This window comes from Serratia sp. AR11 (assembly GCF_056376275.1).
Genome location: NZ_CM150739.1, coordinates 4,906,464 through 4,928,802, shown reverse-complemented (window position 1 = coordinate 4,928,802; position 22,339 = coordinate 4,906,464). Strand labels below are relative to the sequence as shown.

Annotated in this window: 9 protein-coding genes and 1 pseudogene; all 10 read left to right on the top strand. The window is 54.6% G+C overall.

The genetic code is table 11. The features are described from left to right. Positions 1-29: 29 nt before the first annotated feature. The 10 genes and pseudogenes from rng (at position 30) to ACSOSI_RS23215 (ending at position 21,643) form a co-directional block, all read left to right on the top strand. A complete protein-coding gene (gene rng, locus ACSOSI_RS23260; protein ID WP_012147102.1) occupies positions 30-1,499 on the top strand; it encodes a ribonuclease G in 1,470 nt (489 codons plus the stop codon). Between the two features lie 103 nt (positions 1,500-1,602). Beyond that, positions 1,603-5,418 (top strand): AsmA2 domain-containing protein YhdP, encoded by a 3,816-nt coding sequence (gene yhdP, locus ACSOSI_RS23255; RefSeq protein WP_476706240.1) that lies wholly within the window; start codon positions 1,603-1,605, stop codon positions 5,416-5,418. After that, positions 5,415-6,275 (top strand): deaminated glutathione amidase, encoded by an 861-nt coding sequence (gene nit1 / locus ACSOSI_RS23250; RefSeq protein ID WP_012147100.1) that lies wholly within the window; start codon positions 5,415-5,417, stop codon positions 6,273-6,275. The genes yhdP and nit1 overlap by 4 nt, the downstream gene beginning before the upstream one ends. Before the next feature lie 7 nt (positions 6,276-6,282). After that, positions 6,283-7,728 carry a metalloprotease TldD gene (gene tldD / locus ACSOSI_RS23245; protein ID WP_012147099.1) on the top strand — a complete coding sequence of 482 codons (1,446 nt, stop codon included), beginning with the start codon at positions 6,283-6,285 and terminating at the stop codon, positions 7,726-7,728. Positions 7,729-8,015: 287 nt separating this feature from the next. Continuing rightward, positions 8,016-9,689 (top strand): ShlB/FhaC/HecB family hemolysin secretion/activation protein, encoded by a 1,674-nt coding sequence (locus ACSOSI_RS23240; protein ID WP_476706239.1) that lies wholly within the window; start codon positions 8,016-8,018, stop codon positions 9,687-9,689. A 26-nt stretch (positions 9,690-9,715) separates the two neighbouring features. After that, positions 9,716-18,661 (top strand): hemagglutinin repeat-containing protein, encoded by an 8,946-nt coding sequence (locus ACSOSI_RS23235; protein WP_476706238.1) that lies wholly within the window; start codon positions 9,716-9,718, stop codon positions 18,659-18,661. Between the two features lies 1 nt (position 18,662). Then, the gene (locus tag ACSOSI_RS23230; RefSeq protein WP_476706237.1) at positions 18,663-19,172 is read left to right on the top strand and encodes a DUF2247 family protein; all 510 of its coding nucleotides are present in this window, start codon (positions 18,663-18,665) and stop codon (positions 19,170-19,172) included. A 142-nt stretch (positions 19,173-19,314) separates the two neighbouring features. After that, a pseudogene (locus ACSOSI_RS23225) lies at positions 19,315-20,547 on the top strand (hypothetical protein); the annotation flags it as partial. 5 nt (positions 20,548-20,552) lie between these two features. Beyond that, on the top strand, positions 20,553-20,936 hold the full coding sequence (locus ACSOSI_RS23220; protein ID WP_476706236.1) for a CDI toxin immunity protein: 384 nt from the start codon (positions 20,553-20,555) through the stop codon (positions 20,934-20,936). Between the two features lie 359 nt (positions 20,937-21,295). Next, a complete protein-coding gene (locus ACSOSI_RS23215) occupies positions 21,296-21,643 on the top strand; it encodes a hypothetical protein (RefSeq protein WP_476706235.1) in 348 nt (115 codons plus the stop codon). Positions 21,644-22,339 lie beyond the last annotated feature (696 nt).

The following is a 22,339-nucleotide window of genomic DNA, read 5'->3' as shown; positions in this document are numbered from 1 at the left end:
CCATTATCGACCGGCTCTGAGGAGAAGGCATGACAGCTGAGCTACTGGTTAATATCACACCGTCTGAAACGCGGGTTGCCTATATTGATGGCGGCATCCTGCAAGAGATCCATATCGAGCGCGAATCCAAGCGCGGCATCGTCGGCAATATTTATAAAGGGCGCGTAAGTCGCGTGTTGCCGGGTATGCAGGCGGCATTCGTCGATATCGGCCTGGACAAAGCGGCCTTCCTGCACGCCTCCGATATCATGCCGCACACCGAATGTGTCGCCGGTGATGAGCAGAAAAATTTCCACGTGCGCGATATTGCCGAGCTGGTGCGCCAGGGGCAGGATCTGATGGTGCAGGTGGTAAAAGATCCGCTGGGCACCAAAGGCGCGCGCCTGACCACCGACATCACTCTGCCTTCGCGTTACCTGGTGTTCATGCCGGGGGCGGCGCACGTTGGCGTTTCACAGCGTATTGAAAGTGAAGCCGAGCGCGATCGCCTGAAAAAAGCCGTCGCCGGTTACTGCGATGAACTGGGTGGTTTTATCATCCGCACCGCGGCAGAAGGCATTGGTGAAGAAGAGCTGTCGCAAGACGCCGCCTTCCTCAAGCGCCTGTGGACCAAGGTGATGGAGCGTAAAAAACGCAACCAGACCAAATACAAGTTGTACGGTGAGCTGGCGCTGGCGCAGCGTATTTTGCGTGACTTCGCCGGTGCGGCGCTGGACAGGATCCGCGTGGACTCGCGTCTGACCCACGATCTGCTGGTGGAATTTACCGGTGAGTACATCCCGGATATTACCGCCAAGCTGGAGTTGTACACCGGCAGTCAGCCGATCTTCGATCTGTATGATGTCGAAAACGAGATCCAGCGCGCGCTGGAGCGTAAGGTTGAGCTGAAGTCCGGCGGTTACCTGATCATCGATCAGACCGAAGCGATGACCACCGTGGATATCAATACCGGCGCCTTTGTCGGCCATCGCAATCTCGACGAAACCATCTTCAATACCAATATCGAAGCGACCCAGGCCATTGCCCGCCAACTGCGGCTGCGCAATCTGGGCGGCATTATCATTATCGACTTTATTGATATGAATAATGACGAACATCGTCGTCGGGTGCTGCATTCGCTGGAGCTGGCGCTGAGTAAAGATCGGGTAAAAACCACGATCAACGGCTTCTCTCAGCTAGGCTTAGTTGAAATGACGCGTAAACGCACGCGCGAAAGCATTGAACATGTGCTGTGCCATGATTGTCCTACTTGTCATGGACGCGGCACCCTGAAAACTGTGGAAACCGTGTGCTACGAAATTTTGCGTGAAATTGTGCGCGTGCACCATGCTTATGATTCAGATCGTTTCCTGGTTTACGCCTCTGCGGCGGTGGGGGAGGCGCTGAAAAGCGAAGAGTCCCATGCGCTGGCCGAAGTGGAAATCTTTGTTGGCAAACAGGTCAAGGTGCAGATCGAACCCTTGTACAGCCAGGAACAATTTGACGTTGTCATGATGTAGTCCGCCCGTTGGCGGCCAAAGTCCGGTATTGGTGGGGCCCAGCATGCTGGGCCTCCCATGCATAGATATCCCGTTGCCAGGCAGCGGAAGCAAGGAGAACTGCGTGAGGCGACTGCCTGGGATTTTGTTAGCTACAGGCGCCAGTCTGATTGTCATCGTGGCGTTGCTGATCAGCGGGCTGCGTTTGGCGCTGCCTGAACTGAACAACTACCGCCCGCAACTGTTGGCCAAGGTCGAAAGCCTCTCCGGCGTGCCGGTGCAGATCGACTTTATGCAGGGAAGTTGGGAAACCTTCGGCCCGCAGCTGGAAATGCGCAACGTGCGCGCCACGCTGCCCAAAAGCAATCTGCGTATTGAACGCGTTACCCTGGCGCTGGACGTATGGCAGTCGCTGTTGCACTGGCGCTGGCAGTTCCGCGATCTCACCTTCTACCAACTCCAGTTCGATCTCAACACCACTTTGGGTGGCGAAGAGCATAAGGGCAGCACCATCGAGCCGGGTAAAATCAGCGATTTGCTGCTGCATCAGGTCGATCACTTCAACCTGCGTGACAGCCGCCTTTCCTTCCTTACGCCTGCCGGTGCGCGCGCCGAATTCGAGGTTCCACAGCTAACCTGGCTTAACGGGCGCGATCGCCACCGTGCCGAAGGGCAGATTAGCCTGTCGACGCTGAATGGCCAGCATGGTGTGGTACAGCTGCGCATGGACCTGCATGATAACCAGGGTTTATTGAATGTGGGTACGGTCTATATGCAGGCCGATAATATCGACATGAAGCCCTGGTTCACCCGTTGGTTACGCGCCAATACCGGCCTGGAAAGCGCCGACTTTAGCCTGGCAGCCTGGCTACAAATACAGAACGGTGAAATTGCCGGCGGCAGTGCGTTGTTAAAGCAGGGCGCGGCCAACTGGAACGTGGGCAAACAACAGCACCGGCTGGACGTGGACAATCTGGCGCTGACGCTCAGCCGCCAGGGGACCGGCTGGCAAGTCGAGGTGCCGCAGCTCAACCTGGCCACCGACGGCCAGGCCTGGCCGCAGGGCAAGCTGTCCGGGCTGTGGCTGCCGGAAAATACCGAGTTTATGGGGCCGGGGCAGACGGAAGAGCTACGCGTGCGAGCGACCAACATTCAGCTTGAACGCCTGTCTGCGCTGTTGCCGACCTTCTCATTCCTCAGCCCGGACGTGCTGGAGCGCTGGAACGACCTGCAACCGCAAGGCAAGGTCAATGCATTGGCGTTGGATATTCCGTTGAAACAGCCGGAAAAAACCCGTTTCCAGGCCCGTTGGCAGGACGTCAGTTGGCAGCCGTGGAAGCTGTTGCCGGGGATAAATCATTTCTCTGGCGCGCTGAGTGGCGGTGTAGAAAATGGCCGTCTGCAGCTTGATCTCAACGACAGCACCTTACCGTACGGCGACATGTTCCGCGCCCCGCTGGAAGTCAGCAGCGCGCGCGGTGCGTTAACCTGGCTGAACAACCCACAGGGCTGGGAGCTGGCGAGTAAAAATCTGGATGTGAAAGCCAAATCGCTGTGGGTGAACGGTGATTTCCGCTACCAGCAGCCGGCCAAAGGGGATCCGTGGCTGAGCATTCTGGCCGGTATCCGCCTGTATGATGCCGCAGACGCCTGGCGTTACTTCCCGGAACCCTTGATGGGCAAGCACCTGGTGGACTACCTCAGCGGTGCCATTCAGGGCGGGCAGGTGGATAACGCCACGCTGCTCTACAACGGTGACCCGCAGCACTTCCCTTACCGTAAACATGAAGGCCAGTTTGAGGTATTTGTCCCGCTGCGCCATTCGACCTTCCAGTTCCAACCGGACTGGCCGGCATTGACCGATCTGGCCATCGATCTCGATTTTGCCAATGAAGGGCTGTGGATGAATGCTCCGCAGACCAAACTGGGTAAAGTCGATGGCAAAAATGTTACCGCCATCATTCCGGACTACCTGAAAGAGCGCCTGTTGGTTGACGCTGACGTGGCGGGTCAGGGTGAGGAAATCCACGACTATTTCGAGCAGACACCTCTGCATGATTCGCTGGGTGCTGCACTGGATGAACTGCAGATTGGTGGGAATGTCAGTGGGCGCTTACATCTCGATATCCCCTTGAACGGCGAGCTGGTGCGCGCCACGGGCGAGGTGGCGCTGAACAATAACTCACTGCTGGTTAAGCCGATCGAAAGTGAGCTGCAAAAGGTCAGCGGCAAGTTCCGCTTCGATAACGGCAACCTGACCAGTGATAGCCTGTCGGCCAACTGGTTCGGGCAGCCGGTTGCGGTGAATTTCAATACGCTGGAAGGTAAAAGTGACTACAAGGTCAATGTGGGTCTGAAGGCCGACTGGCAGCCGGGCAAATTCCCGGGAATTCCACAGGAAGTCGCCGATGCGCTGAGCGGCAGTGCTCCGTGGCAGGGGCAGGTTGCCATTACCTTGCCGCATAAGGGCAACGCCAGCTATGACATCGGCATTGATGCAGACCTCAAAAAAGTAAGCAGTCACTTACCGTCTCCACTGGATAAGCCGGCGGGTGAACCACTGCCGTTGAGTGTAAAAGTGAAAGGTGGCCTGAATGGCTTCATGCTGACCGGTAGCGCCGGCAAGCAGAACCATTTCAACAGCGAATGGACCTTCGCCAAAAAGCAGGTGCGGCTTGCACGAGCGGCATGGCAAACCGAAGGCGGTGGAACGCCACCTTTACCGGCCGGTAAATCTTTGACGCTAAACCTGCCGCCACTGGACGGTGAAAAGTGGTTGGGGTTAATGGCACCGGCGTTAAAACAAGGCGGTGGCTCGGGCCAGGTGGGCGGCTTCAACTTTCCAACCACCGTAGCGCTGAAAACACCGCAGCTGCTGTTGGGCGGTCAGGCCTGGCACAAGCTGACGTTGTCGGCCGAGAAACAGCTCGGCGGCACGCTGGTCAGTGCCAAGGGCGATGAAGTTGACGGCAGTCTGCGGGTGACGGATCGTGGGCCGTGGCGTGCCGATATCAATTATCTTTATTACAATCCGCAGTTTAGCGATAGCAAGGGGACGGCGACGGCGGCGACCAACCCGCTGGCCGCGGCAGAAAAGGTTTCTTTCCGTGACTGGCCGTCGTTGATGCTGCGCTGCAAATCGTGCTGGATGATGGGGCAAAACCTCGGCAAGGTGGAGGCGGATCTGGCCAATCAGGGTGATACCCTGACCCTGGAGCATGGCTTGGTCGATACCGGCAAAGGGCGCATGACCGCCAGCGGCCTGTGGAAGCAGAACGCCCAGGAAGAACGCAGCTCGCTGAAAGGCAAACTGCTGGGTGGCAAAATTGATGAAACCGCCGCTTTCTTCGGTATCACCACGCCGCTGAAAGGCGCGCCTTATGACATTGATTTTGATCTGTACTGGCGTGGCACGCCGTGGAAACCACAGATGAGTACCCTCAGCGGTGCGATGAAGGTCAATATGGGCAAGGGGGAGATCGACAGCATGGGCGGTGGACGTGCCGGCCAGCTGTTGCGTTTGGTCAGTGTCGACTCCCTGTTGCGTAAGTTGCAGTTCGATTTCAGTGATACCTTCGGCAAAGGTTTCTACTTTGACTCCATCCGCAGCACCGCGTGGCTGAAAGATGGCATAATGCATACCGATAACCTGTTGGTTGACGGGCTGGCGGCGGATATCGCCATGAACGGACAGGTCGATTTGGCGCGCCGCCGGATTGATATGGAAGCAGTGGTCGCACCGGCCATTTCGACCACTGTCGGTGTGGCGACGGCATTCGTGATTAACCCGATTGTCGGCGCGGCGGTGTTTGCTGCCTCGCAGGTGTTGGGGCCGCTGTGGAGTAAGATCTCGCTGATTCGTTACCACATCAGCGGCGATTTGGACCAGCCGAAGGTTAACGAGGTCCTGCGTAAGCCAAAGGAGGATAAGGCGTCATGAGAAATGCTAACGTTGCGTTGTTACAGTTGTGCAGTGGCGATCGGGTGCGTGATAACCTGGCCCAGATTGAACAGCAGATTAAGCAGCTCAATACCGGGGTAAAACTGGTGATGACGCCGGAGAACGCGCTGCTGTTCGCCAATTCTGCGGCTTATCGTGAACATGCTGAACGCCAGGGCGACGGGCCGCTGCAGAATGCGGTGCGCGAGATGGCACGGCGTTATGGCGTCTGGCTGCTGGTGGGGTCGATGCCGTTGGTCAGCCGTGAAAATCCTGCGCTGATCACCACCAGCAGCCTGCTGTTCGACGACCAGGGCGAGATCCGCGCGCGCTATGACAAGCTGCACATGTTCGACGTGGACATTAACGACTCTCACGGCCATTATCGGGAGTCGGATACCTATCAGCATGGCCAAGAGCTCCAGGTAGTGGATACCCCGGTCGGGCGGCTTGGCATGACCATCTGCTACGATCTGCGCTTCCCGGCGCTGTTCCAGGCGTTACGGGCACAGGGCGCTGAACTGATTTCCGTACCGGCGGCCTTTACTCGTGTGACCGGTGAGGCGCACTGGGAAATTTTGCTGCGCGCCAGAGCGATAGAAAACCAGTGTGTGATCCTGGCGCCGGCACAGGTTGGCAGCCATGGCCCGACTCGTCGCACCTGGGGCCATTCGCTGGCGGTGGATGCCTGGGGCAAGGTATTGGCTGAAAACCCCGATGCGGTATCGGCGTTGAAAGTTCGGGTCGATATCACCGGCCTCAAAACCATTCGCGAGCAAATGCCGGTATTGCAACACAACCGATTCCAGACGTCGCTGACGGCGCCGTTTGACAACAAATTCTCCATTAAAGAGTGAAAAAATTATGAGCCTGACGTTTGTCAGTGAGCAGTTACTTGCTGCCAATAAGCTGAGCCACCAGGATCTGTTTTCCGTCCTGGGGCAACTGGCCGAACGCCGCCTCGATTACGCCGATCTCTATTTCCAGTCGAGCTACCACGAAGCCTGGGTGATTGAAGACGGTATCATCAAGGATGGCTCTTACAATATCGACCAAGGGGTTGGAGTACGCGCCGTGAGCGGCGAGAAAACCGGCTTCGCCTATGCCGATCAAATCACCCTGAACGCCTTGCAGCAAAGTGCCCATGCCGCGCGCAGCATAGTGCGTGACAGCGGTAATGGTCAGGTGCATACCTTGGGTGAAATCAGCCATAAGGCGCTGTATCCCCTGCTCGATCCGCTGCAAAGCCTGCCGCGGGAAGAGAAAATCGCCCTGTTGCACCGCATTGACAAGGTAGCCCGCGCGGCCGATAAGCGGGTGCAGGAAGTTAGCGCCAGTATCACCGGCGTGTATGAACAAATTCTGGTGGCGGCCACCGACGGTACTCTGGCTGCGGACGTTCGCCCATTAGTGCGCTTGTCTGTCAGCGTACTGGTGGAGCAAGACGGCAAGCGTGAACGCGGTTCCAGCGGCGGCGGTGGCCGTTTCGGCTATGACTATTTTCTGGAAATCGCCGATGGCGAAGTCCGTGCCGATGCCTACGCCAAAGAAGCGGTGCGCATGGCATTGATTAACCTTTCTGCCGTTGCGGCCCCAGCCGGTAATATGCCGGTGGTGCTGGGCGCTGGCTGGCCGGGCGTCCTGCTGCATGAAGCGGTGGGCCATGGTCTGGAAGGCGACTTTAACCGTCGCGGTACCTCGGTGTTTAGCGGCCAGATGGGCCAGTTGGTGGCCTCAGAGCTTTGTACGGTGGTGGATGACGGCACTTTGCAGGGGTTACGAGGTTCACTGGCGATCGACGACGAAGGCGTACCGGGCCAGTACAACATGTTGATTGAGAACGGTATCCTGAAAGGTTATATGCAGGACAAACTCAATGCGCGTCTGATGGGCGTTGCACCGACCGGTAACGGCCGCCGTGAGTCCTATGCGCATCTGCCGATGCCGCGCATGACCAACACCTACATGCTGGCGGGCAAGTCTACGCCGGAAGAGATCATCGCCAGCGTTGAATACGGCCTGTACGCGCCGAACTTTGGCGGCGGCCAGGTGGATATCACCTCCGGCAAGTTTGTTTTTTCCACCACCGAAGCCTACCTGATCGAAAAAGGCCGCATCACCAAGCCGGTGAAGGGTGCCACACTGATCGGCTCAGGTATTGAGGCAATGCAGCAAATTTCGATGGTGGGCAACGATCTGGCGCTGGATAAAGGCGTTGGCGTTTGCGGTAAAGAGGGGCAAAGCCTGCCGGTGGGGGTTGGTCAACCGACCCTTAAGCTGGACACCCTGACCGTCGGTGGTACCGCGTAATACTTTCCAGGGGCCGGTTCACGGCCCCTATCCGTTTCTGTTTTGCGGCGCTCATCGCATTAGCAGCAATTTTTGGGTTTAGCTGAAATAAAGAGCGATCCACTGTTTTTTCCTTTTCGTGCGAATCAATGAATTATATTTAACTATTACAGGTAATTTTCTGCGGTTTGGCTTAGGAATTGTCTCTACCAATCGGCCTGAACTACCTTATTGGCTAATGATTCAACCTTGTTACATTCCCCGTCCTGTCGTTAAAATGCTGAAAAAACACACGGATGGTCTTCTGAATGGATTCAGTTACTCAACGGCTTTCGGCTGCTTTGCTGTGCATTTTCTTTTCTTCCGCCACCGGCGCTAACCTGCTTAGCCCGGCGGATCGCGACACGATCCAACAACAGCAGCGCGAATTACTGGAACAAAACCAGCAGCAGCGACAGGAATTGCAACGCAGCCTGACGCCGACCTTGCCAGCAACCCCGGCCCCCAGCGCCAACGCGGGTGGTCCTTGTTTCACCATCACCCAAATTCAACTGGAAGGCGCCGAGCATCTGCCTGCCAGCGCGCAACGTAAACTCACCCAGAATTACCTGCAGCAATGCCTGAATCTGGGGCAAATCCAAACGCTGGTGCAGCAGATCTCCGACTGGTATATCGGCCGTGGCTATATCACCAGCCGCGTATTTCTGACCGAGCAGGATCTGTCGCGTGGCGAACTGCGGTTACTGGTGCTGGAAGGCAAGCTGGAGAAAATTCAGCTGGAAAAGCAGGACGATCGGATGCTGAAAATGGCCTTCCCGGGCCTGCAGGGCAAGATCCTTAACCTGCGTGATATCGAGCAGGGCATGGAGCAGATTAACCGCCTGCGTCAGCAACCGGTGCAGATAGAAATCCTGCCCGGCAGCCAACCGGGTTACTCATTGGTCAATCTGAGCGCCAAACCCGAATTTCCGCTGATGCTGGGGCTGGGTTTCGACAACAGCGGGCAAAAAAGCACCGGGAGCGGGCAGATCAACGGATCCTTGACCGGCAATAACCTGCTCGGGTTGGCGGACCAATGGTTTGTCGCCGGCGCCCGCAGCAGTGATTTTGCCAACGATCACAACGCACGCAGCGTACAAACCGGCGTCAGCCTGCCCTACGGCTACTGGACGCTGGATTACAACTATTCCTACAGCGATTACCTGACCACTCTCAATAACCAGGGTTTTGACTGGCGCTCCAGCGGTGACAGCCAGACCCATCGCCTGGGCGTTTCGCGGGTGCTGTTCCGTGACGGCGAAATGAAAACCGGCCTGTCGCTGGGGCTGACGCACCGTATCAATCGCAATTACCTCAACGATACCCGGCTGGAAAGCAGCAGCCGCAAGCTGACCAGCGTGACGTTAGGGGTCAGCCATAGCCAGAAATTGCTGGGCGGGTTCGCCACCCTGAACCCGGCCTACAGCCGTGGTGTCCCCTGGCTGGGCGCAGAAAATGACAGCGGAAAAATCAAGGAAGCGCCCCGGGCCGAGTTTCACAAACTTTCGCTTTCCGGCAGCTACTATCTGCCGCTGGCGCAAGATTGGACCTATCTCACCAGTCTTTACAGCCAGTGGAGTAACCACCGTTTGTACGGCAGCGAACGCCTGACGATAGGTGGTGAAAGCTCTGTGCGTGGTTTCAAGGAACAATACCTTTCTGGTGACAAGGGCGGTTACTGGCGTAACGAAGTCAATCGCACGCTGGTGACATTGCCGTACCTCGGCAGCATCAACGCCCTGGCGGCGCTCGATGGTGGCTATTTACAGCGTGACAAGCTGGACGCTAACGCCTCCGGCACGCTGTGGGGCGGCGCAGTGGGGCTGGGCAGCCGCGGCCGCTATTTCGGCAGCCAACTGACCGTCGGCTGGCCGCTGGCTTATCCCGACTGGTTGAAGCCGGATCGGGTTTCGGTTTACTACCGGGTGAATATCGTACTTTAACGCTACTGTACAGGAAGGTTTCAAGGATGAAGCGTAAACAGAATCAACCGCTTAATACCCCTCAGCGTCTGCTGAGCTACACCCTGTGCATGTTACTGGCCGGGCAGCCGCTGCTGCCGGCGCTGGCCGAAGGCGTTAACGTGGCCGAAGGTAATACCCGTGTCGATCAGGCCGCCAACGGCGTGCCGGTGGTCAACATTGCCACGCCGAATCAGGCCGGTATTTCCCATAACAAATACAACGATTTCAACGTCGGCAAAGAGGGCATGATCCTCAACAACGCCACCGGTCAGCTCAACCAGAGCCAGCTTGGCGGCCTGATCCAGAACAACCCCAACCTGCAGGCCGGCAAGGAAGCGCAGGGCATCATCAACGAAGTGGTGGCACCGAACCCTTCACAGCTTCAGGGCTACCTGGAGGTGGCAGGCAAGCAGGCCAGCGTGATGGTCGCCAACCCCTATGGCATCACCTGCGACGGCTGCGGCTTTATCAACACCCCTAACGCGACGCTGACCACCGGCAAACCGGTGCTGGGTGCCGACGGCAAGCTGCAGGCGCTGGAAGTCACCCAAGGGGCGATCACCATTCAGGGTAAGGGGCTGGACGCCAGCAAGAGCGACAAATTCGCCCTGATCGCCCGCGCTACCGAGATTAACGCTCAACTGTATGCCAAAGATCTCAACATCACGCTCGGGGCTAACCGGGTGGACGCTACCGGCAAAGCCACGGCGATCGCCGGTAATGGCGACGTGCCCAAGGTGGCCATCGACACCGGCGCCCTTGGCGGTATGTACGCCAACCGTATTCATTTGGTGTCCAGTGAAAAAGGGGTCGGGGTCAACCTCGGCAACCTCACCGCGCGTGAAGGCGATATTCAGCTGGATGCCAATGGCCAACTGCGACTGAATAAAACCCTGGCGCAGGGCGGTCTGAATGCCACTGCGGCGGGAATAACGCTCAGCGGCAACCACAAGGCCGGGCAGGCGCTTACCCTGAATAGCGGTGGCGATATTGCCATGAGTCAGGCCACGCTGAGCGCCAAAGGGGATATGCAACTGACTGCCGCAGGCAAACTGCAGGCGGGCAAAGCCGATACGGACGGCCGCCTGCAAGTGGATGCTGCCAGCCTGAGCAGCGATAAAAACAGCAGCCTGACGGCCGAAGGTGATATCCACCTGACGCTCAGCGGCGACGGTAACTGGCAGGGCACCCTGACCGCTGGACGCGATCTGCAGTTGCAGGCCAATCATCTGACCAACGCTGGCCAGCTGGCTGCCAATCGCGACAGCCGTGTTAAGACACAGAATCTGACCAACAGCGGCCTGATCCAGGCTCAGGGCACGCAGAACCTGACCAGCAACCAACTCGCTAACCTTGGGCAGTTGCAAGCGGGGGGAATGCAGACCATCACCGCCAACGGTGTCGACAATAAGGGGGCGATCGGTTCCCAACAACAACTCGAACTGCGGGTACGCGACAGGCTTAATGTCGCGGGCTCACTACTTGCCGATGGCCCATTGACGGTACAGGCGGGTGAATTTTTACTGGCCGGAAGCGCCAGCGGCAAGCAGGGTGTCACCCTTGTTCACACCGGCTCTCTGAAAACCGAGCTGGGTTCATCGCTGCTGAGCGACGGCAATATCACCCTCAACGCCGATGATGTACGGCTCGGCGGGCTGCTTTCCAGTGAACTTGGCCTGACGATAGAGACAAAAAAACTGCTGTCTACCGCCGGCGCCCGCACCCAGTCCAAACAGGACATGAAGCTCAAGGTTGCGCAAGACGCGCAGCTGGCCGGCGTGTTCAACACGCTGGAGGATTTGAAGTTTTCTGCCGCCACGGCGGATAACAGTGGCGAAATAGACGCACACAATATTGACTGGGGCGGAGACTCGCTGAAGCAGCGCGGACACCTGAAGGCCACTGAGAACGCCACGCTGAAGGTAAAACAGCTCGATCAGCAGGGGGATCTGCTGGCTGACCAACGGCTGGAGCTACGCGGCGATAACCTGGTGAACAGTGGGCTGATGGGTGCCCAGACGCTGGATCTGGTGTTAAGCGAATCGCTGAACAACACCGGCAACCTGCACGGCGTACAAAAGCTGGTGTTGCAGTTGGCTAAGGATCTGACCAACGCTACTGGGGGCAAGCTGCTCAGCGAAGGCGAATTAACGGCCCAGGCGGCGACGGTTAATAACAGCGGATTATGGCAGGGGGATCGTATCACGCTGACTGCGCGGCAGTTGGATCATAAAGGTACGCTGCAGGCGGGCAAAGGGATCACACTGGATCTAAGCGGCGATCTTGATGCCGGTCTCGACAGCAAGATTTTCTCCAATGGCAAAGCGGACCTGACGGCGCTGACCTTGAACAACCAGGGTCATATACAGGCAGAAGAATTGAAGTTAAGCGCTGCAGACCTGACCAACAGCGGCAGGCTGCAGGGGCAAAAAAGCCTCGAGGCCAAGCTAAGCGGCATATTCAATAACCTGGCCGGCGGCAATGTGCGCAGTCTGGGGACGTTGCAGCTGGAGGCTAAAGAGCTCAAAAACGCCGGGGATCTGCAGGGTGATGGCAGCAGCGCGCTGCAGTTGGATCTTCAATTGATCAACTCAGGTAACCTGATGGCAGGTGGTGCGCTGAGTCTGCAAGCACCGACGCTGAACAACAGCGGCTTACTGCAGGCCGACAGCCTGACGTTCACCGGCACGACGTTGGATAACAGCGGCACATTGAGCACCTCCGGCGATAACCAGCTCACGCTGGATACTCTGAATAATAAAGGGACGTTGCAGGGCGGTAATTTAAAACTGAAGGCGGACAGCCTGGATAACACCGGCACGCTGCTGGCGACAAGCCAGATGAGCCTCAAAGCGCGGCAGATTGATAACCAGAACAGCGGCAAGCTATTGAGTGGCGGCGATATTTCACTGGCCAGCACCCAGTTGAATCAGTACGGCCAATTGGTGGCGCTGGGCAACATGACGTTGACGCTGAAAGACGCCTTCACCCAGAGCGGAACTCTGGCGGCGGGCAAAGCGCTGGTTCTGACCAGCGACGGCGATATTCTGCTGCAGGGCGCCACTCAGGGCCAGAGTGTGGATATTCGCAGCGGCGGTCAGTTGAGCAACGCCGGTTCATTGCGTGGCGGCAGCGGAGAAATGCGCCTCGAAGCCGCCGGGATAACTCAAAACGCCGCCGCCAGCCTGCAGTCGGGCGGATTGGTGCAGCTGTTGAGCCGTGGCGACATCAGCAACAACGGCTTTATCGGCACCGCCGGTACTCTGCTGTTGAGTGCCGCCAACTCATTACTCAACAGCGGCATGCTGTACGCCGGCGTCGATATGAAGTTGCTGGCTGATCGTATCACCAACCAGCGTGGCGACATTCTGGCAGCCAACAAACTGTGGATGCAGAAAGACGCCGACGGTAATACCAACAGCCAGATCGTCAACACCTCGGGCACCATCGAGACCGAAACCGGCGATATTCAGATCAAAACCGCGCATCTGCTTAATCAGCGTGATGGGCTGAAAACCTCGGTTACGCAGGAAGATCTGACCAAAAAATACGACTGGCTGAACGGGGCCACGGCCAGCATTCCGCTGAGCTTCTTTAACGATGACGAGTACGGTTATTACACCGTGGAGACCATGCGTCAAATGGCGGGGGATGCTGCGCGTGAAGTGTACAAGACGTATACCTACGCCTCGCCGTATGCCACCACAAAAGAGCTGGCATTGTCGACCAGCAAAGTGACGGTCAGCAGCTCGGGCGGCGCGGCGCGCATTGCCGCCGGCCGTAACATGACGCTGAATGCCACGACGCTGGATAATCTGGCCAGCGATATTCTGGCCGATGGGGATATTGCGCTCACCGGCAGCACGCTGAACAACCAGTCATGGGCTGCGGGTACAGAAACACGTTATCAAACCTATACCTATCAAAAACCGCCGTTGCCGGGCTCGGATAATACGCCGAAGGTATCCGCGGTCTCTGCAATCAATAATTACGCCAAAGGGAAAATCGACGACAAAAATATCCACTATAAAGCCAGCGGAGACGTGCGCACTGAACGCACTGACGACGGTGTCTATCGTTCAGTGATCCAGGCTGGCGGTGCAGTCAACGCCAAGTTTACCGACGATATCAGCAATACCACTGTGACCCCGAACGCCGGTAGCCTCAGTCACACTCTGGCACGGCCGACGCTGGATAGCCTGCAGCAACCGGAAGCCGTCAATGCGGTAGAACAACATGCCCTGGCGAAGGATCAAAGCGTAGTGTTTGGTTCGCCGGAGTGGAAAGACAATCTGGCGGATTACCCGTTGCCAACCGGTGGCAACGGTCGTTTTATCGTGACCGAAGACCCGAACAGCCCCTATCTGATCACCACCAATCCCAAACTGGACGGCCTGGGCCAGTTGGACAACAGCCTGTTCAACGATCTCTACGCCATGCTGGGCCAACAGCCGGGTACGGCCCCGCGTGAAGGCGACAGCCGTTTCACCAACGAGAAGCAGTTTATCGGCTCGGCCTATTTCCTCGACCGCTTAAAGTTAAACCCCGATTACGACTACCGTTTCCTGGGCGATGCGGCGTTCGATACCCGTTACATCAGCAATGCGATGCTCAGCCAGACCGGTCAGCGCTATCTTAACGGCGTCGGATCCGAACTGGCGCAGATGCAGCAGTTGATCGACAACGCGGCACGGGCGCAGAGCGGCCTGAAGTTGCAGTTCGGCATCGGCCTGACACCGGCACAGGTTTCACAGCTGGAGCACAGCATCGTCTGGTGGGAGAAGGTGACGGTCAACGGCCAGACGGTGCTGGCACCAAAATTGTACTTGGCCAAAGCTGACGTCGCCCCGCTGAGCGGCAGCGTGATTGCGGGCAACAAGGTTAACCTGAACGGTGGCAACATCCGTAACGACGCCAGCACGCTGCAGGGCGGTCAGCGGCTGAACGTCAACAGCCAGGCAGGCATCAGCAATCTTAATCAGGGGATGATCAACGCTAACGATGGGCTGAGTTTGAACGCTATTGGGGATATCAGCAATATCGGCTCGACCATCAGCGGTCAGCGGGTCGAGCTTGAAAGCCAGGACGGCAGCATTATCAATAAAACCCAGGCCCGCCAGTGGGATGCCACCGGTACCCTGGGTGGCCAATCGCTGACGCTGTCGCGTACCGAAGTCGGTGATACCGCCGTGATCCGCGCCGGAGATACATTGAATATGCAGGCCGGTAACAATATCGATGTTACCGGGGCGCAGGTTACCTCTGGTGGTGCAATGGATCTACGGGCGGGTGGCGACATCAACCTGCTTGCCAATAACACTTCTCGCGTCGATAAGTCAGACGGCGGCCGCTGGGGCGGTGGGCTAAAAGAAAGTGAAACCCATGGCAGCCTGGCCACTGAAATCAGTGCGGGTGGGGCGCTAAACGTCAACGCCGGGCAGGATCTGAACCTGGTTGCCAGCCAAATCGGCAGCAAGGGTGATGCGGCATTAACAGCCGGGCGTGACATCAATCTGAACACCGCCGAACAGGGGAGCCGTCAGAAAACCGACGGTAGCGAACACATCAGCAGTGGCGCGACGCGCAGCACCCTCACCAGCGGTGGGGATCTGCAGCTGCAGGCCGGTCGCGATTTGAATTCGCAGGCGGCGGCGCTGGTGGCGGATAACGACGTTGAACTCCGCGCCGGGCGTGACGTTAACCTCAATACTCAACAAAGCCGGGAATATCAGGAAAGTCACGGCGGTCGCCAACAGCGAGTAAACGAGTCCATACGCCAGCAGGGCACTGAAATCGCCAGCGGCGGCGACACGCGCATTCAGGCCGGACGGGACGCGGCCCTTAACGCCACCCAGGCCCAGGCCAGCGGCGACGTGGCGGTGAGTGCCGGGCGTGATATCGCGCTGAACAGCGCCACCGAAAGCGACTATAGCTTCTTTGAAGAGACCAAGGTCAAAAAAGGCCTGATGTCCAAAACCACCACCCATACGGTGGAAGAGGATTACGCCACCCGCGAGAAAGGCGGGCTACTGAGCGGGAACAATGTCTCACTCAATGTCGGTAACGATCTCAAGGTGCAAGGCTCGACGGTGGTCGGCGACGGCAAGGTAAACCTGCAGGCAGGCAATAACGTCGACATTGTGGCAGCCACCGAGGAGCAATCCCGTTATCGGCTGAACGAGAAAAAAACCAGCGGCATGTTCAGCGGCGGTGGCATCGGCGTGACCTTCGGCAGCAAATCTTCCCGTCATCAGTTGAACGAAGACGGCACCACCCAAAGCCAGAGCGTCAGCACCATTGGCTCTACCGGCGGCGACGTGAATATCGTGGCCGGCGCCAAGGCGCATATCGGCGGCGCGGACGTGATTGCGGATAAGAACCTGTCGGTGACGGGAGATAGCGTACAAATCGATCCGGGTCAGGATATCCGTCGTCGTGATGAAACCTTTGAACAGAAACAAAGTGGTCTGAGCCTCGCCTTGTCCGGCACGGTTGGTAGCGCCATCAACACGGCGGTAACGACGGCCCAGCAAGCGAAGCAGGAAACTGATGGTCGGTTGGCGGCATTGCAGGGCACCAAAGCAGCCTTATCTGGCGTGCAGGCCGTTCAGGCAGGGCAACTGGCACAAGTCGGCAATACCGATACCGAAGAAGGCAGCATGGTAGGTATCAGTGTCTCGCTGGGGGCACAGAAATCGTCGTCGAAACAGCATCAGGAGCAAACCTCAGTTACTGGCTCGACGCTCAACGCCGGTAATAACTTGCAGGTGACGGCCACCGGCAAGGGTAACTCGGCCGACAGTGGCGATATTGCCGTAGTGGGCAGCCAGCTCAAAGCAGGGGGCGACACCACCCTGAGTGCCGAACGGGATGTGCTGCTGCTGGGCGCAGCCAATACGCAGAAGACCGAGGGCAGCAACAAGAGCAGCGGCGGCAATATCGGCGTCAGTATTGGCGTAGGGCAACAGACCGGATTGAGCGTGTTCGCCAATGCCAACAAGAGCCAGGGCAGCGAGCATGGCGATGGCACGTTTTGGAGTGAAGCGACGATAGACAGTGGCGGCACGCTGTCAATGCACAGCGGCCGGGATACTCTGTTGTCGGGTGCGCAGACCAGTGGCGAAACGGTGAAGGTGGATGCCGGGCGTAATCTGACGTTGCAAAGCCAGCAGGATAGCGATAATTACGACGCCAAACAGACCAGCGTCAGTGGTGGCGTCAGCGTGGCCATCATCGGTGCCGGTGGCTCCGCCAGCTTGAGCATGAGTCGTGACAAACTGCACAGTAATTATGACAGCGTGCAGGAGCAAACCGGTCTGTTTGCCGGCAAGGGCGGCTATGATGTTAAGGTGGGCGAGCATACGCAGTTAGATGGCGCGGTGATTGCCAGCACGGCTACGGCGGATAAAAACCGCCTTGATACCGGCACCTTGGGCTTCAGTGATATCCATAATCAGGCGGATTTCAAGGCCGAGCATCAGGGGGGCAGCATCAGCAGCGGTGGCCCGGTAGGGGCCGACTTGCTAACCAATCTGGCGGGCGCAGCCCTGTCCGGCGCGGGTAATAAAGGGCATGCAGAAGACACCACGCAGGCGGCAGTGTCGGGCGGTAGCGTGGTCATTCGGGACCAGGCCAACCAGCAGCAGGATGTTAATCAACTGAGCCGGGATACCGATAACGCCAACGACAGTATCGGACAGATATTCGACAAGGAGAAAGAGCAGAACCGGCTGAAGCAGGCGCAGCTGATTGGTGAGATCGCCGGACAGACGATGGATGTTATCCGCACCCAGGGTGATATTAATGGGCTGAAGGCGGCGAAGGATAAGCATCCGGGGCTGGACGTGAAAGCGTTGCGTAAAACGCCGGAATATCAAGCCGAGATGAAGGAATACGGCACCGGCAGCGATATACAAAGAGCCGCACAGGCGGTGACGGGGGCGCTGCAGGCGCTGGCGGGGAACAATCTTGCCGGAGCACTGGCGAGCGGCGCGGCACCGTATCTGGCGAGAGAAATCAAAGCGCGTATCGGTGATGACAACGTGGCCGCCAACGCGATGGCGCATGCGGTGCTGGGTGCGATAACCGCGCAGTTGAACAACCAGTCGGCGGTAGCGGGTGCGGTAGGGGCCGGTGGTGGCGAGCTGGTAGCGCGGGTGATACTGAGTGAGATGTTCCAGGGCCGTAAAATCTCGGACCTGACAGAAAGCGAGAAACAGCAGGTCAGTGCGCTGAGCCAGCTGGCCGCAGGGCTGGCGGGAGGTCTTGCTGCAGACAGCAGCGCAGGTGTGGTGACAGGTTCGCAAGCCGCTAAGAATGCGGTGGAGAATAATGCGCTGAGCAGCCTGGGGGACATATTTGGTAGTCAAGGTGCGAAATATTTTGAAGGGGCGGGCTCGTTAGAAAAAGGGCTTTCAGCCGATAACACGCTGACTGCGCAAGAAAAACAAGCTATTCGAGACCATTATTTGAAAGGAGACTTGCCAGAAGATGTAGTTAAAGTAATTCTGGAAAATTCTCCTGCATCAGATACTGTGATGGCATTGCTTCAGGCTGAATCGACTAAAGATTATGCTCTGGCGTTATTGAGTTCTTTACCTGCAGAGCGCGCAATTGCTGTATTGGGTAAAACTGCTAATACTTTAATAAAGTCTTCGGTTGTTGATAAAATCCTTGATGCTCAACGTGTTGGTAGTGGTCTTAAACCAGATCCTGGCCATCGTGGTGCTAGCTATTTAAGCCGAGAGCAATTAATGGCTGGTGAGGTGTTCACTATTACTGGTGGGGATGGAGTGAAACGTTCACTGTTGCAGACCAAAGGATCATTTAATGGGAAGGATGGCGTTTTTGAGTATATTTATGATAAGACAGGAAATGTCACGCACCAACGCTTTATTGAAGGTGTTGGTATAACAGGAATGCCGAATAAAAAATCGCCGAAGGTGAAATAATATGGATATACTTCCAATATCACATGAATTTATTTGTAGCCACATTAAACTGTCATGGTTTGATATTAAGTGGGCTTATGAAAAAAAATTAATCGGATGGCATTCGATTGTAAAACATGCTGAATATATAGTGTCATTAGGTGAATCGTCACAGTTAGAGCTTGAGTTGTCTTTTAAAAGCAAAGAGGACACTCATGAGATAAATTTAATATTAGATGTTTTATCAGTATGTTGCATAAATTCGGATGAGTCTGTAGCTCAAGAAAAATGGATTTTTATTATATTGCTATGGTTATTTACTAATCGTCATGATTACTCAGAACCATTAAAAATGGTTGAGACCATTTATGAGGATTTTGATTATCCTGAGGCGATTGAAAGTTTTGTTGCATATATGCCTGCCAGTGATGGCTATGATCCTAGTATCCATAGTCATAGGGAGAATACTGAGAGACTATTTAGAAACTGGCAAACTTACTTAGATCAAGAATCGATTAAATTTAAGCAATAATAGTAAAGTTCCCGGCCTTGTGCCGGAATCTTTACTTCTAAGCCCTAAATCCATCTTCCTGCCGCTACAGCTGCAGCTGCGGCGGTGACATACAGTTGTTCGGCATCGGTGAGCCAGTCTCCGCCAATCGCCAGCTCTCCGTGCAGAAGGCACCACGCAGACGGCGGTGTCGGGCGGTAGCGTGGTTATTCGGGACCAGGCCAACCAGCAGCAGGATGTTAATCAACTGAGCCGGGATACCGATAACGCCAACGGCAGTATCGGACCGATATTCGACAAGGAGAAAGAGCAGAACCGGCTGAAGCAGGCGCAGCTGATTGGTGAGATCGCCGGACAGACGATGGATGTTATCCGCACCCAGGGTGATATTAATGGGCTGAAGGCGGCGAAGGATAAGCATCTGGGGCTGGACGCGAAAGCGTTGCGTAAAACGCCGGAATATCAAGCCGAGATGAAGGAATACGGCACCGGCAGCGATATACAAAGAGCCGCACAGGCGGTGACGGGGGCGCTGCAGGCGCTGGCGGGGAACAATCTTGCCGGAGCACTGGCGAGCGGCGCGGCACCGTATCTGGCGAGAGAAATCAAAGCGCGTATCGGTGATGACAACAAATCCCGTGCTCAGGAGATGACTCAGTGCCAGGGCGGTGCTGCCTGTGAAAATGCTGTTATTGATAAGTACAAGAACATCAATGCCGAGCAACGTGAGAGCGTTATAGGTTGTAAAGGCGCTCAGGAGTGTGTGGATAAGGCAAATGAAGTTGGCAAATTGCAGGCTGATTATGCCAACCGTGCAAACGAGTTGCTGGAAAAATCTCGCGTTAATGGTGGGTTAAGCCCGGCAGAACAGAATGAATTAGCTGTTCTTCAGGTGACGACCATCCAGCTTGAAGCAGACCGAAACGCAGCAATCCACAATGCGTTAATGTCTGGTGATTCGTCTGAAGCGAAACAGCTAGCGATAAACTCATTGGCACAGGCAGCAGGAACCAGTGCTGCCGGGATTGCTGCGGGGATTGGTAAGGCCAAAGCTGGGGCACAGACAGGAAACCGAATAGAACAAATACTTAAACCTGAGAAGAGTTGGGAAGGTGCTCGAAACAAGGCATTGAGTATTGTGGGTAATTTAGGATCAGATTCCAAACCTGTCATAGGGCGGTTAGAAGTAAGTGCTGGGAATGGAAAGGTCATTGGGCGTCAATCTAATGACGGGAAGATAGGCTGGCGTGTTGACTATGATCCAGAAAAAGGAACTCATATTAATATCTGGGATTATTCTCAAGGGAAAGGGCCAGGCAAAGCGATAAAGCAGGTCGTACCTTTTGAGGGTAATGAAAAGTCGTTTGAAACGATATTGAAACAGCTAAATAGGTAAGCTAAATGACTTTATTCGAAGAGTGTAAAGAGGCATTACATACTGATTTTAATATTGTTGATGGAGAGTGTAAAAATGATGTTGTTGAGATTTTTGGGTCGTATCCCTTTGTTGCAGGAAACGTTGATTGGTCAAAAATAAAACACTCTGATTATGAAAGTATTGATGACATATTGCGTAGTGATTTTATAAGAATTGATGATGTATTTGTTATTGTAGATGACTCTAGCGTTCCTATATTCAGAACAAAATTAAAGTTGATTGCTGAAAATGTATATGATGTTACGGCTCTATCACCAAAGTTGTTTATTTTCAATAGTGAAATAATATTGCAACCATTGTTCCCAACTGAAATTTTTCGCTTAGGTATAAAAGTTGGTGGTACGTGATTTAATAACCCGGCCAGTTGGCCGGGTTCTGGTTCTACATACGAAAGTTTCCAATTTCCGTAGCTAGAACCAGATAGTGCTGGGGGCAGAGATGACTTCCAATTGTTCGGCATCGGTGATGCCGGAGTTGGCCAGCCAGTCCTCACCAATCACCAGTTCTCCGTGCGGAAGCCACCACGCAGGCGGCGATGTCGGGCGGTAGCGTGGTTATTCGTGACCAGGCCAACCAAAGGCAGGACATGAATCAAACCAAATAGTAAACAAGATGCTAATTTATATGGGGATAATGATGAGTTAAATTAAACTTGATCTACACTTAGGTGATGGGATGTTTCTCTAATGAACTATGGATGGTCAATATGTCAAAATACTATGTTCTGCTACTGTTAATTACTGTAAACCAAACTCATGCGGCTACCTATGAGGAAGCTTTACAGGTTTATAATTCGCTAAAAAATGGCGATAGGTTTGAATGTGTTACTATCTTCGAGCCTAAAGGCATAGGAATACCTTCAGTGAATACGTTAACTGCATTGGTTTTAGAAAAAAAACCTGGTTTATTTTTGTTTGATGTGAACGACTCATCATCTTATGATGGAAATATATTCTTCAGCTCTACTTATAGATCAATGAGCACACTAACGGAAAAGGGATATTATTATGATATTTTTCCTGAAACCTATGACGTAAAAAATCATTGTCGTTAGAAGCTAAAAATGAAATGATTGACTTTATTAAAGGTAATAATAAAATATTTATTAATTATGAAAATGTTACATTCAGCGATTACAATCACTATACGCAAGTAAATAATATTAAATCGGAATATTTTAAGCTGGACTCTATTTCTAAATGTACAATATATAACTAAGTTATTAGTAAGATCAATTGGGATTGAGGATCTTTCAACTAAAGAAAGATCGTTGACGCACAACTTGATTATGTGCTTTCTATGAATGAATGGGATTGTATCTATGGATGGAGATAACAGAGTTAATATATTTAATGACGTGATTTTGGATGGTATTTTATCACTTTATGTTATTAAAAAGTCAAATATTCACTACCCTATTCGATCTGTATATAAATATATTTTTGATTTTTCTGAGTCTGAGGTTGTTAATGGAAATGCTTCAGAAACATTGCTTGTATTATCGTCACTATACTTAGATAAAAATTGGATATATATTAATTTGAATTTTATTTCAAAAGGTTTATAAATGAAGTGGAAATAAAAGATCCTACAGTATGCTCACGTGGCTACATTTGGAAATAGAGGCAATGTTACATAGTGAATCTAGGTGTGAGATAGAGGATAAATTATCTAACTTTGCATTCTATTGGTATGAGTCAGATAATTATTTTATCAGAAGAGCAATTTTTTGCGCAATATATACTTTTGG

What these genes read in the sequence shown, in the direction of transcription:
- tldD (WP_012147099.1), top strand. Translation starts at nt 6,283, where the DNA reads ATGAGCCTGACGTTTGTCAGTGAGCAGTTACTTGCTGCCAATAAGCTG.
- ACSOSI_RS23230 (WP_476706237.1), top strand. Translation starts at nt 18,663, where the DNA reads ATGGATATACTTCCAATATCACATGAATTTATTTGTAGCCACATTAAA.
- ACSOSI_RS23215 (WP_476706235.1), top strand. Translation starts at nt 21,296, where the DNA reads ATGTCAAAATACTATGTTCTGCTACTGTTAATTACTGTAAACCAAACT.
- ACSOSI_RS23220 (WP_476706236.1), top strand. Translation starts at nt 20,553, where the DNA reads ATGACTTTATTCGAAGAGTGTAAAGAGGCATTACATACTGATTTTAAT.
- ACSOSI_RS23240 (WP_476706239.1), top strand. Translation starts at nt 8,016, where the DNA reads ATGGATTCAGTTACTCAACGGCTTTCGGCTGCTTTGCTGTGCATTTTC.
- ACSOSI_RS23235 (WP_476706238.1), top strand. Translation starts at nt 9,716, where the DNA reads ATGAAGCGTAAACAGAATCAACCGCTTAATACCCCTCAGCGTCTGCTG.
- nit1 (WP_012147100.1), top strand. Translation starts at nt 5,415, where the DNA reads ATGAGAAATGCTAACGTTGCGTTGTTACAGTTGTGCAGTGGCGATCGG.
- rng (WP_012147102.1), top strand. Translation starts at nt 30, where the DNA reads ATGACAGCTGAGCTACTGGTTAATATCACACCGTCTGAAACGCGGGTT.